Consider the following 12036-nt stretch of genomic DNA (forward strand, 5'->3'; position numbering starts at 1 on the left):
CTTATCCCAGCCAGACGTCGAGGAACAACATGATCACAAGACCAACGGCGAGGCCGAGCGTCGCCCTGTTCTGATGGCCGGATCGGTGGGTTTCCGGAATGATCTCGTGGCTGATGACGTAGAGCATCGCACCTGCTGCGAAGGCGAGACCCCAGGGCAGCAGCGGTTGCGAAAGACTGATAATCCCTGCGCCGAGAAGTCCACCGACGGGCTCGACGAGACCGGTCAGAGCGGCGATGCCCCAGGCGCGAAGCCTGGAATAGCCCTCGCCGAGCAACGAAACCGCCACCGCCAGACCTTCGGGGGCATTCTGTAATCCAATACCGATCGCAAGTGGCAACCCGCCCGACAAACCGTCAGCCCCGAACCCGACGCCGACGGCAAGCCCTTCGGGAAAATTGTGGATAGTGATCGCGATGATGAAAAGCCAGACGCGCCGCAGCGATGCGGCGTCGGGACCTTCCCGCCCCGTCTTGAAATGTTCATGCGGTAGCCGTTCGTTCATCAGAGCGATCGCGCCCATGCCAAGCAGGATCGCAACACATACGATGGCCGCCGGGAGAGCACCGTTGTCGAACTGTCCTTCAGCTGCGTCGAGAGCCGGGATGATCAGCGAGAAGAACGAAGCCGCGAGCATGACACCCGCCGCGAAGCCAAGCAGCAGATCGCGCGTGGCCCGGGACGGGATGCGCCCAAAAAGAACGGGGACCGCCCCGACCGCGGTCAGCGATCCGGCGGCCAGGCTTCCAAGAAAGCCAAGCGCTATGGGGGAGAGGGGTTCCAATTGTTAAGGTTCTGCCGCGAGTTCAGTCAGGAGCCGAGTAGCTGGTGTAGACCTCGGTCGATCCGTCTTCGTGGATCAGGAAGACATCGTAAGCCTCCCGGTCGTCCTCCGGTCCCATGCCGGGCGACCCGTAGGGCATTCCCGGCACCGCCAGGCCTACCGCGTCTGGCCGGTCCTCCAGCAGGCGTTGGATGTCAGCCGCCGGCACGTGGCCCTCGATCACATAGCCGTCGACCAAAGCCGTATGGCAGGAGACCATGCGCTGCGGCACGCCATTGTCGAGTTTGAAGCGCACAAGAGATCCTCCGAACATGTCCTCGCCCATCGGCGCGAAGCCATTCTCCTCGAGGTGCTTCATCCAGGACAGGCAACAGCCGCAGCCGTTTGTCTTCCGGACGTCGATCTGAATCGCCTCTGCGACGGCCTGCGCCGCAGGAAGCAAGGCAAATGCGATGGCAAGGGCGGGAGTAAATCGTTTCATGGATCAAAGCCTTTCGGTTGTCGTCTGTGCAAATTCGCTGGCGAGCCTCTCAGCAAGAAGTGAACGCGCCTCACGCAGTCGCTCAAGCGCGGCCGTGTCGTCCGCTTCACGCTCGGCCGCCTCTGCCAATCGGTCGTCAGAGAGAGGGTCGGTTGGGCGACCGTCCACCAGCACTTCGTAATGTAGGTTGGGGCCTGTCGCGGTACCCGTCGCACCGACCCGCCCGATCATATCTCCGGCCATCACGCGTTGCCCTTGTGTGAGCCCGTCCGGTACGGCGCTCAGATGCGCATAGCGCGTCAGGGTGTCGGAGCCATGAGCGATCTCGACGACCCGGCCATACCCACCGCGTCGGCCGATGAAGCTAACGCGGCCCGGCGCCGTCGCCTGTACCGGCGTGCCGCGCGCCGCCGCGAAGTCGACTCCTGTGTGCATCCGTACATTGCCGTAGACCGGATGGGTGCGGCGCCCGAACACAGAACTCAGCCGTGCACCTTCGACCGGTTGCGCAAACACGCGCAGGACTTCTCCGTCGACATAGATCGTCGCTTGGCCGCTGCCGTCGTTCGGCCAGACGATTTCATAGACCGAGCCATCGATATCCAGTGCGGCAAAGGCAAGCTCGGGCTGACCAATCCTCTTGTTCCCGTCTCGGGCCTCGCGCCAAAGGAGGCGCATCGTCTCGCCACCCGCAAGATCACGACGGAAATCCACGGTGCCGCCCAGCATCTGCGCCAGGTCCACCGCAAAACGGGCGGGGATGTCTGCCGTGTTCAGGGCGGCGAAAATCGAGCTCTCGATCACCGCCTCGCCGGCGAAAGTCACCAATTCGGGATCCGGGTCCAACACGCGGGCGGCAAGCTGTTCGCCGAAGACCGCCTCTATCCGGACACCGTCTTCGACGGCGAGCTCTACACGACGCGGGTTGTCGTCCGTTGTGGAAACCACCGTAATGATGTGACCCGGACGCAGACGGCGCAGATCGTATTCCGTGCCAATCGCCAAGGCGATTTCGGCGCGATCCGAAGCATCCAGCCCCGCATCGGAAAGGACCGCATCAAGCGTCTCGCCGGACGCAATCTCCCGCGACCAGGTGACCAGCGGGGGCTCGATAGATGGCAAGGAGGTATCAGCGGGGGAAACGGTCAGGAGCGGCCGGGGTCTGAACTCGAATGCGATATCCGCCTGGGCGAGTGTAGGGCGGACCGAATTGGTTTCGGTAATCCGAGGCGGCGCAAGCGGATTGGGAGTCCAGAGGGTCGCTTCAGCAATCGCAGGGGGCACCGGTTCTTTGGACAGAACGCCAGAGATGGCGATGGCGGTCACCGAAAATGCGCCTGCGACCGCAACGGCCGCCAAGACAGTTCTTATCTTCATGTTGCCCCCTCTACGTCTTCTGTCAGTGCGCGCTGGATCTTCGGCACCGCGAATTCTCTTTGCTCGTGATAGTCGATCATGGTGACGAGCTCACCCTCGGCATCGAACAGGAATACGCTTGCCGTATGGTTCATCGTATAGCCGCCGCCCTCAGTCGGGACGCGCTCAAATGAGGCACGAAACCCTTCTGCAGCGCGGGCAATTTGGTCTTCCGGCCCCGTCCAGCCACGAATGACCGGATGAAAATAGCCGACATATTCGGCCATGGCCTCGACCGTGTCCCGCTCCGGGTCGACCGTGATGAAGACCACGTTCATCTCTGATGCTTCGTCGCCCAGTTCCTCAAGCCAGCCGGAAATATCCGATAGGGTCGTCGGGCAGACGTCCGGGCAGTAGGTGAACCCGAAAAACACCATTGTGGGACGACCGATCAGGTTGCCAGGCCCTACCTCATTTTCCTCGTGGTCGGTCAGCCGGAACTCCATCGCCGATAGGGGCAGGGGCCGCTGCCCTTTTGGTTCAGGCGCACCGGGCCCGTCCACCCGCCACCAGCCCACGAAGAGCGTCAGGCCAAGAACGCCGGCACCGGCTGCGCCGTATAGAAGGAGCTGCCGACGTTGCATCAGCCCTCCGGTCCACGCGCGGCGATTCCGAGGATTGGGACCTCGACCGTCACCTTGCCGCCATCCGAGAAGGTCAGTGTCAGCGGGAAATTCTCGCCTTCGGTCATCGGCTCTTGCAGCTTCATGAGCATGGCGTGCAACCCGCCCGGCTCCAATGCCACGCTTTGGCCGGGCTCAATCGTGATCTCGCCTGCAGGCGCCATGGAACTGACGCCATCGGAGTTGGTTTTCGACTCATGGATCTCGGGCATCATTGCCAGCGGTGTCGCAAGTCCGGTCAGCGTAACGGCGTCTTCACCCGTGTTGCGCACGGTCATATAGGCGGCACCTGGCCTGTTGACGCCGATCGAGGCGCGGGACCACGCATTCTCGACCACGACATCCTCCGAACCGGCCAGTGCGGGGGCCGACAGCCCTGCAACCGTCAAAAGCACGGCCAATGCATTGGTATATCTCAACTTCTTCACCACTCGTTTCTCCTGCCTCCGCAAATCAGCTTTGGCTTGCCGCAACTTCCACTGCCACCAGCCTCTGCAATTCGGCCTCACCGAACGGATCGAGAGGCTTGCCGTTCACGAAGAACGTGGGCGTTTGGCGGACCCCGACTGTCTCGACATCGGCGCGGTCCTGGTTGAGCACCGCCACAACACCGGGGGCCAGCATCTGTGTCCGGGCAGCTTCGACATCCAGACCTCCGCTTGCTGCAATCTCAAGGATCAATCCGGGTGCCGGGGTCCCGTGAGACGCCCATCTGGGCTGCTCTCGCAAGACTGCCTCGAGCACAGGTTCAAACACGTCCTGCATGCGCGCCGCCTCGAGCACACGGATCGCTTCTACCGACGCCTCGCCGTGAAAAGGCGTATAGCGGATTACAACGCGCACCGCGTCTCCGTGCTCCGCCATGATATCCTCGACGACCGGATAGAAAGCGCGGCATGCCTCGCAGGCCGGGTCGAAGAATTCAACGATGGTTACGGGCGCATCCTCGGGCCCGAGGATCGGGGAATAGGGTCGGATCAGCGCGTCGGCCATTTCAGGGTCGATGGGATCGGACGCGGCAATCGGGTCGGGGCGGGTGGCATACCAGGCGGCACCGCCGAAACCGGCGACCCCGAGCGCGAGAACGGACAGGATGAGGCCGCGTCGTTTCATTTTTGTGTTTCCTTCAGTGAGAGAGCCGACAGCAGACCGATCATCGCGAAGGCGACGAGCGCCATCAAAGGAATCGGAATGCCGAAGACCAGTTGATTGTCGTCGGTACAGGATGGGCCGGTCGCCGTGCAGGGCTGGATACGCTCGGGGATAACGCCGACATAGAGGCCCAAGTGCCAAAGCGCGACGGCGGCACCGCCCAAAGCCAGCGCGATCCCGTAGCGACCCACGCGCCGATCCTGCCACCACAGCCCAAGCCCGAGGATGATGGCCAAGGGGAACATGAAGGCACGCTGGAACCAGCAGAGCACGCAAGGTGTCTGCCCCAGAACCTCGCCGATGAAGAGCACGGCAAGCGACGCGGTGAGCGCGATGATCCAGGCCAGGCCAAGGGCCGTCTCTCCGGAAAGTCGGGTCATGACGATCAGATCCTCTGTCTCAGATCGGCGAGGATCTCTTCGGCGGGCGTGCCGTAGGGCCAGGAGTCCGCGAAGCCTGCTTGCGTGTCGAAAAGGAAAAGATGCGACGTGTGACCCATCGTGTATCCGCCCGGCGCAGTCGCCTGCTCGATCCGCTCAAAGAATATCGGAAAGGTTTCGGATGTCGCGGCGATCTGCTCCGGTGTACCGGTCAGCCCGATGATCCCTGCGTCGAACAGGGGCACATACTCGGCAAGTGCAGTCGGCGTATCCCGCTCCGGATCAATCGTTATGAAAATCGGCTGAACCATTGCTGCCTCATCGCCCAGGCCCTCCATCACGGCCGCGACTTCGGACAGTGTTGTCGGACAGACGTCGGGGCAATTGGTGAAGCCAAAGAAGACCAGCATCCAGCGCCCTGCGAAATCTTCGTCCGTTTGGACCATGCCGCGATGATCGGTCAGTTCGAAATCAGCAAGAAACGGTGGTTCACTCTCGGTGCGGGCAAGATCGGCACGGTAGTCGGACCATAGCAACAGCCAGATGAAAACGAACGCCGCCGCGCCCGCCAACACCCACAATACCTTCTGAAGACCTGAAAGCCTCACGCCGCTCCGCCCGAACCTGATTCTATATTTTGTGTGCGTTTACATCCTCTAGCTACTGTAGGTTCAAGCGTGATTGTCATCGATCGGCCAACAATCACCGATCTGTGAAACTCGGGTGAAGCTTGTGATGCGCACCGCATAAAGCTACACCCACTGTAGGTAATGTGGGGAGCGGAAATGCTGACGATTGGGACGCTGGCGAAGAAGACCGGAACAAAGGTGCAGACCATCCGGTATTACGAGCAGATCGGACTTATGCCTGAGCCCGGCAGGACCGAGGGGGGCCAACGACGCTATGGCGACGCCGAACTCGACCGCTTGTCATTCGTCCGGCACGCACGGCAACTGGGGTTCTCGTTGGACGCGATCCGTGAGCTCCTCGATCTCAGCGATCATCCGGGAAAGTCCTGCGCTGAGGCGGATGCAATAGCCCGTCGGCAACTCAAACAGGTCGAGCAACGATTGGCGCGGCTCGAGGCGCTGCGGACGGAATTGAAGCGGATGGTGCATGAGTGCAGCGGCGGACAGACTTCTGATTGCCGTGTGCTCGAGGTACTGCGCGACCATTCCGAATGCCTGACCGACCATGAAGAGATCGGCGCCTGAGCAATTTCGACGACCTTTGATCGGAACGCAAAAAGCCCGGTGTTAGTTACTCATTGGCAATTCACTAATTTGGATACCCGGCATGGCGGAGCAGAGAAACGCAACGGAAAGACGCACACTCTGGATCGTGCTGGGTCTCAACATCGGGCTGGCAGTCGCTTTCTTCGCCTCGGGCGCATTCGGCGAGTCAAGCGCGCTTATCGCCAATGGCCTCGACAATCTGTCGGACAGTTTCGTCTACGCGATCAGCCTCTTCGCGCTGTCCCGCTCCGCCAAGTGGAAGCGCGGAGCGGCGAACGTTTCGGGCGGCCTGCTGATCCTCTTCGCCCTTGGAATCCTGTATGACGCGTGGCGCCGCTACGTCGGCGGATCGGATCCTCTTGGCACGATCATGATTGTCATGGCGCTGGTAGCGGCGGCCATCAACGCACTTTGCGTCTGGCTGCTGGCACGGCTTCGCGATCCAGACGTAAACATCCGAGCGGCGAATACGTTCAGCTGGAACGACTTCGCGGCCAATCTCGGAATCGTCGTCGCAGGCGGGCTCGTAGCCTGGCTCGGAACGAATTGGCCGGACCTTGTCGTGGGCGTGATTGTCGCCGGCATCGCGGCCTGGGGTGGCGTCGGAATCCTGAGAGACGCGCATGGTGAACACCACAAGGCGGTGCACAATGACGATCAGGTAACCAAGGACTCGGCCTGAAATCGGGGCTTGAAGCTACAGTGACTGTAGCAACTACATATTCTCGTGAACGATTCGAGGAGGTATCCCGTGAACCCCGCCGACCCTCATTTGGCCAAAACCCGGCTGCTGGATTTTGACGCGACCTCAATTGCAAAACTGATCGAGGAGCGCGGCTGGGCAGACCTTCCCAGCGACGACCGAATTGGGGCCATCTACGATTTCGTCAGGAACGAGATTACCTTCGGCTACAACCGCGCCGACGACATTCCGGCGTCCGAGGTCCTCGCAGATGGCCACGGGCAGTGCAACACCAAGGGCACGCTCCTCATGGCCCTGCTGCGTGGCGTGGGAGTTCGCTGCCGACTGCACGGGTTCACAATCCACAAGGCGCTTCAGAGAGGCGTCGTTCCGGAACTCGTCTATCCCCTCGCGCCGTCCGAAATCCTCCACTCCTGGGTAGAGGTGGACTTGGGCGACGGATGGGTCAATCACCGCCAGAACTTCGGATTTGTGCGCGACTTGCTCTATCGCCACGTCATCCGTCACTGGATGAATGCCAGGGTTCGCCGCATCCGCCGCGGAATCTTGCCGCCGGTCCCCGGATTCGATCGGCCGAACCACCGCCATGAGGAGACGAACCGTGCCGCATGATCACGGCCACGCCCACATCGATCCTCAATCCGGTGATCGTCGCGTCTCCATCGCCATCTGGGCCAACGGCCTCCTGACGGTCGCGCAGATCGTCGGCGGGATCCTTTCCGGCAGCCTCGCGCTGATCGCGGATGCCCTCCACAATTTCTCGGACATGGCGTCGCTGGTGATCGCCTTCTTCGCGCGTAAGATCGCTCGCCGCCCGGCGGACAAGCGCATGACCTTCGGCTATGGGCGGGTAGAAATCGTCGCAGCGCTCATCAACTACACGACACTTATCCTGATCGGCTTCTACCTGATCTACGAGGGTGGCATGCGCATGATCGACCCACCAGAGGTACAGGGCTGGACGGTGGTGATCCTGGGCGGTGTGGCACTGGTCGTCGACACGTTGACGGCGCTGCTCACCTATTCGATGCAGAAAGGCAGCGTGAACATCCGTGCGCTCTTCCTGCACAACCTATCGGACGCTTTGGCCTCCGTGGCGGTCATCATCGGCGGCTCGCTCATCCTCCTCTACAACATGCGGTGGGTCGACCCGGCGATCACCATCGGCATCGCTCTCTACATCCTCTACCTCGCATTTACCGAGATCGGCGGTCCGATTCGGACGCTGATGCTCGGCAGTCCACCGGACATCGATAATGAAACCGTCGTTCAGGCGATGCGGGGTGTGGATGGTGTCGCGGACGTTCATCACGTGCATCTGTGGCAGATGCAGGAGCACGAGGCGGCTCTGGACTGCCACGTCGTGCTGACAGCGGACGGCTGGGGTCAAATCGAAAAGATCAAGGCCGCGATCAAGGACCGGCTGAAGGACGATTTCAGCATCGGTCATTCGAGTCTGGAATTTGAGCACGAAGACCGCGCACACGAAAACGCTGACCTTTACGGTCACGGCAAACCGGAAAAAGAGGAGGAAAACCATGTTCACCGAGACACTGACAGCTCATGACGACACGATTGGCCTCGCCTGCGAGGGCAAGCTCAGCGAAAGCGACCTGAAACGGATGCACGCCCTGCTTCATGAGCGCCTGCAAGAGACAAGTAAGCCCGGCCTGGTTCTCGATCTCACGAGGTTCGAAGGCTACGATGGGCCGTCCGCTCTGCTCGAAGTTCTGAAAATCGACACAGCCCATAGGAATGACTTCCGCCGCGTCGCTGTGGTGGGCGAAGGGGCTTTGTTGGAGTGGGGAACCAGGTTCGCCGACGTGCTGACCACGGCAGAACTCCGTTAGTTCGACCCGGCGGAAATGAAGGCGGCAATCGCCTGGGCAAGTGAAAGGTAGAGTAGCTTTCAATCAGATGCCTTCGCAGAAGACAGCATCTGTTCGAAACCATAAACAAAAGAACTACAGCAGTTGCGAGACCCAAGAGCAATCCGAAAGTTCTGAACATGGTCGCTCCTTTCGCAAAGGAGTAACTTTGGTACGGTGGCACTGCCCTTGCCGGGGCATTATCAAATCGTAATGTTTTAGCGGCTCAGGGCGCCAGTTGGTTAACATAAACTCAATTATGCGTCTTTGTACTTAGTGTTGCGATAGTATATTATCGTATGTATGCTGAGCCTTGTCACAGAGGGTTCCGCAGAATGCGACATTTACCTAAGAAACTCCTTCCCTCGCTCGCTGTCGCTTTGACTGCGACAAGTTTTTTGCTGCCGACACCTGCGCGCGCGCAGACATACCCAATCGATTGCGCGATCCTCTTATGCTTGTCTGGTGGCTGGCCTGCTTCCGTGCCTTGCGCACGAGCTCGCGCCGAATTCATCCGGCGGATTACGCCCTGGCCGGTGGAACCGCCGCTGCAGATCTGGCGCTGTCCCATGGGCGCTTCCTATGAGAGCGATCGGCCATTCAGCAGCGCTGGCCGCATCTTTGAAGCATTTTACCAGACGGACAGCCGTCGACCGCTCCAATCCTTGCAAGTCCATGATCTCGTTCCCACCGACCAGGCACTCCGGCTTGTTCAGGATCGCGCGGACATCGATATCAGCGGACCTGAGTTCAACTTTGTGCGGTCCATCCGCGTCTTTGATGTTCGCTATGCCCGTCAGCACGAATCCGGTCGTGACGGTGACTGCAATCGCAGCGCGACCGTGGTCCTCGGCACTTACGGGACCCAAGGCGATTTCTCTTGGCAGAGGTCTTCGGTCACTGCCCTTCCTTCGGCTCACGTAGGTCTTGAACGCTGGGGCGAGCATTGCCCCGGCATTTATCACCGATCCGTATTCGTCGAGTGGCGTGACTATGAGGGCAACTATGGCTTCGAACAGGTGAACTACTAGCGCTGACAATAACAGCGGTGCCATCAAGCTGCGGAAATTTGAGCATGCTGAGTTACTCAAGTAGCGGCCATTCGCTGCTGTCGGTAGCAAGGTCGGGAGAGCGGACAAGGACGAAACCGCTCTCGCGGTATTGGTGCTTGTGGTGGGTGTTGCGTGCTGATGTGAACTGCATGGATTTTGCGAACTGACCAACCTGTCGGACGATTGAGGCCTTCTCAATCTGACGACAGGAGGTTTCAATGTCAGAGCAACATATCCCACCGCTGCGCCGCCGTTTTATTGAAGATATGCGGATCAAGGGGCTGCAGCCAAAAACCCAGACGATGTATTTGCGGGCGATGCGCGATTTTACAGGGTTTCTGGGGCATTCGCCGGATAGCGCGACACCCGAGGAATTGCGCGCGTTCCAGCTGGACATGAAGGAGAAGGGCGTCGGCGCACCGACCTTCAACAACCGGCTGACGGTTCTGAGTTTCTTCTACGCGACCACCTGCCCGCGTCCGGAGATGAAGCGGCACATGCGGTATCAGAGGGCGGCGAAGAAGATCCCGGTTGTGCTCAGCGCCGAGGAGGTCACCCGCATTCTCGAAGCGGCACCTGGACCGGGGCTGAGATACCGGGCTGCCTTCAGCGTGGCCTACGGTGGCGGGCTCCGAGCGAGCGAGGTCACACATCTCAAGATCGGCGACATCGACAGCGACCGGATGCTGATCCGCATCGACCAAGGCAAGGGCCGCAAGGATCGCCACGTGATGCTGTCGCCGAGCCTGCTTGTGCTGCTGCGCGATTATTACCGCGAAGCACGGCCAGCGGGCTGGTTGTTCCCGGGCCGCAACCGGGTCGACCCGATCTCGACGCGGCAGTTCAACCGGGCCTTCGGAGTGGCCTGTGATTTTGCAGAGATCAAGAAGCGGGTCTCGCCCCATACGCTGCGACACAGCTTTGCCACGCATCTGCTGGAGGGAGGGACGGATATCAGGGTGATCCAGGTGCTGCTGGGCCATGCCAAGCTGGAGACCACAACGATTTATACCAAGGTGGCGATCAAGACGATCCGGGATGTGACCAGCCCGCTCGACCTGCTGGTGCGACGGGAGGCCGGTGCCGGATAGACCCCGGATCCGATGCCTCGTCCCAGACTGGAGGTCGCGGATATCTTCCGCGATCATGGGCCGGCCTATCGCCGCGAACATGCCGGACACCTGAACCTTCCACAGTTGAAGGTCATGTCCGCGATTGAGAACTGCCGCACCGCCGCTCTCGGCGGGCATGTCGCTGCCTGCACAGAGTGCGATCACCAGCACATTGCATACAACTCCTGCCGCAATCGGCACTGCCCGAAGTGTCAGGGAGCAACCGCAAAAGACTGGATGCAGGCGCGCATCGAAGACCTTCTGCCGGTTGAATACTTCCATGTGGTGTTCACGCTGCCGGCCCAGATTGCGGACATTGCCTTCCAGAACAAGGCGGAGGTCTATGGTCTGTTGTTCAAGGCATCCGCGCAGACTCTGCTGACCATTGCGGCCGATCCAAAACACCTTGGTGCGCGGATCGGTATGACCTCGGTCTTGCATACCTGGGGCTCGGCGATGACGCACCACCCGCATGTGCATGTCATTGTGCCGGGTGGCGGGCTGTCGCCGGACGGGTCCCGCTGGGTCGCCTGTCGCCCGGGGTTCTTCCTGCCGGTGAAGGTCCTGTCGCAGCTGTTCCGGCGTTTGTTCCTCGAAGGGCTGATCAGACTGCACCAAACGGGCAAGCTGGCCTTCTTCGGGGAACTGGCCGGACTGGCCGATCCCGATGCCTTCGCCTCCCATCTCGCGCCGCTGCGCAAAGCCAGCTGGGTTGTTTATGCCAAGCCACCCTTCGGCGGGCCAGAGGCGGTGCTGGCCTATCTGAGCCGATACACCCACCGGGTCGCGATCTCGAACCACCGCCTCGTCAGCGCGGATGCCGAGACCGTCGCGTTCCGATGGAAAGACTACCGCATCAAGCGCGGCGACCGGATGAAGGTCATGCGCCTGCCCACGGGCGAGTTCATCCGGCGGTTCCTGATCCATGTCCTGCCATCTGGCTTCCATCGCATCCGCCACACAGGGTTCCTGGCCAATGGAATCCGTCGTGACCGGATCGCGGAGATCAGGCGTTTGCTCAATACAGAACCAAAACCCGGCCAAACGCCAGTCGAGGGGGAAAGTGACAACCCCGCAGGTCTTGATGCCCATCAGCCTTGCCCAAAGTGCGACGGCGCCATGATCGTCATCGAGACCTTCACACGGGGCCAAACACCCAGATCCCGCGCACCGCCACGGGAGAACGCCGCATGATACGACGCAAAAACCCGGCGCTTTCCTGTGCAAACA

General features: G+C 60.8%; 16 protein-coding genes. 8 read left to right on the forward strand and 8 right to left on the reverse strand.

The features are described 5' to 3' along the window. Position 1: 1 nt before the first annotated feature. Genes DSHI_RS18295 through DSHI_RS18330 form a run of 8 tightly spaced genes read right to left on the reverse strand, consistent with a single transcriptional unit; the run spans position 2 to position 5408 of the window. On the reverse strand, positions 2-784 hold the full coding sequence (locus DSHI_RS18295; protein WP_007803463.1) for a ZIP family metal transporter: 783 nt from the start codon (positions 782-784) through the stop codon (positions 2-4). A 22-nt stretch (positions 785-806) separates the two neighbouring features. Continuing rightward, positions 807-1265: a DUF411 domain-containing protein gene (locus DSHI_RS18300; RefSeq protein ID WP_007803465.1), complete on the reverse strand. Its 459-nt coding sequence runs from the start codon at positions 1263-1265 to the stop codon at positions 807-809. Positions 1266-1268: 3 nt separating this feature from the next. After that, entirely contained in the window at positions 1269-2642 is a 1374-nt protein-coding gene (locus tag DSHI_RS18305; protein WP_007803467.1) for a M23 family metallopeptidase, read from the reverse strand. After that, positions 2639-3265: an SCO family protein gene (locus DSHI_RS18310; protein ID WP_007803468.1), complete on the reverse strand. Its 627-nt coding sequence runs from the start codon at positions 3263-3265 to the stop codon at positions 2639-2641. Before DSHI_RS18310 ends, DSHI_RS18305 begins: the two co-directional genes overlap by 4 nt. Beyond that, positions 3265-3735, reverse strand: coding sequence for a copper chaperone PCu(A)C (locus tag DSHI_RS18315; RefSeq protein ID WP_008327335.1), 471 nt, complete (start codon positions 3733-3735; stop codon positions 3265-3267). Before DSHI_RS18315 ends, DSHI_RS18310 begins: the two co-directional genes overlap by 1 nt. A gap of 22 nt (positions 3736-3757) precedes the next feature. After that, the gene (locus DSHI_RS18320) at positions 3758-4417 is read right to left on the reverse strand and encodes a DsbA family protein (protein WP_007803472.1); all 660 of its coding nucleotides are present in this window, start codon (positions 4415-4417) and stop codon (positions 3758-3760) included. Beyond that, entirely contained in the window at positions 4414-4836 is a 423-nt protein-coding gene (locus tag DSHI_RS18325; protein WP_007803474.1) for a disulfide bond formation protein B, read from the reverse strand. Before DSHI_RS18325 ends, DSHI_RS18320 begins: the two co-directional genes overlap by 4 nt. A 5-nt stretch (positions 4837-4841) precedes the next feature. Continuing rightward, positions 4842-5408 (reverse strand): SCO family protein, encoded by a 567-nt coding sequence (locus DSHI_RS18330; RefSeq protein WP_007803475.1) that lies wholly within the window; start codon positions 5406-5408, stop codon positions 4842-4844. Positions 5409-5621: 213 nt separating this feature from the next. Between DSHI_RS18330 and DSHI_RS18335 the strand changes: the two genes are divergently transcribed. The 8 genes from DSHI_RS18335 (at position 5622) to DSHI_RS18370 (ending at position 12000) form a co-directional block, all read left to right on the forward strand. Beyond that, a complete protein-coding gene (locus DSHI_RS18335) occupies positions 5622-6050 on the forward strand; it encodes a MerR family transcriptional regulator (RefSeq protein WP_007803476.1) in 429 nt (142 codons plus the stop codon). An 82-nt stretch (positions 6051-6132) separates the two neighbouring features. Continuing rightward, the gene (locus DSHI_RS18340; RefSeq protein ID WP_008327361.1) at positions 6133-6753 is read left to right on the forward strand and encodes a cation efflux transmembrane domain-containing protein; all 621 of its coding nucleotides are present in this window, start codon (positions 6133-6135) and stop codon (positions 6751-6753) included. A 69-nt stretch (positions 6754-6822) separates the two neighbouring features. Beyond that, complete coding sequence (locus tag DSHI_RS18345; protein WP_007803479.1) at positions 6823-7386, forward strand: transglutaminase-like domain-containing protein; 564 nt, start codon at positions 6823-6825, stop codon at positions 7384-7386. Continuing rightward, a complete protein-coding gene (locus DSHI_RS18350) occupies positions 7376-8341 on the forward strand; it encodes a cation diffusion facilitator family transporter (RefSeq protein ID WP_007803480.1) in 966 nt (321 codons plus the stop codon). Before DSHI_RS18345 ends, DSHI_RS18350 begins: the two co-directional genes overlap by 11 nt. Then, positions 8313-8624, forward strand: a complete 312-nt coding sequence (locus tag DSHI_RS18355; protein ID WP_012187173.1) for a SpoIIAA family protein — start codon at positions 8313-8315, stop codon at positions 8622-8624. The genes DSHI_RS18350 and DSHI_RS18355 overlap by 29 nt, the downstream gene beginning before the upstream one ends. Before the next feature lie 353 nt (positions 8625-8977). Next, positions 8978-9673 carry a hypothetical protein gene (locus tag DSHI_RS18360; protein WP_012187172.1) on the forward strand — a complete coding sequence of 232 codons (696 nt, stop codon included), beginning with the start codon at positions 8978-8980 and terminating at the stop codon, positions 9671-9673. Positions 9674-9912: 239 nt separating this feature from the next. Continuing rightward, positions 9913-10785: a tyrosine-type recombinase/integrase gene (locus DSHI_RS18365; protein ID WP_012187142.1), complete on the forward strand. Its 873-nt coding sequence runs from the start codon at positions 9913-9915 to the stop codon at positions 10783-10785. Positions 10786-10797: 12 nt separating this feature from the next. Further along, the gene (locus DSHI_RS18370; RefSeq protein WP_012187141.1) at positions 10798-12000 is read left to right on the forward strand and encodes an IS91 family transposase; all 1203 of its coding nucleotides are present in this window, start codon (positions 10798-10800) and stop codon (positions 11998-12000) included. Positions 12001-12036 lie beyond the last annotated feature (36 nt).

It is taken from the genome of Dinoroseobacter shibae DFL 12 = DSM 16493, assembly GCF_000018145.1.
GTDB classification, from domain to species: Bacteria; Pseudomonadota; Alphaproteobacteria; order Rhodobacterales; family Rhodobacteraceae; genus Dinoroseobacter; species Dinoroseobacter shibae.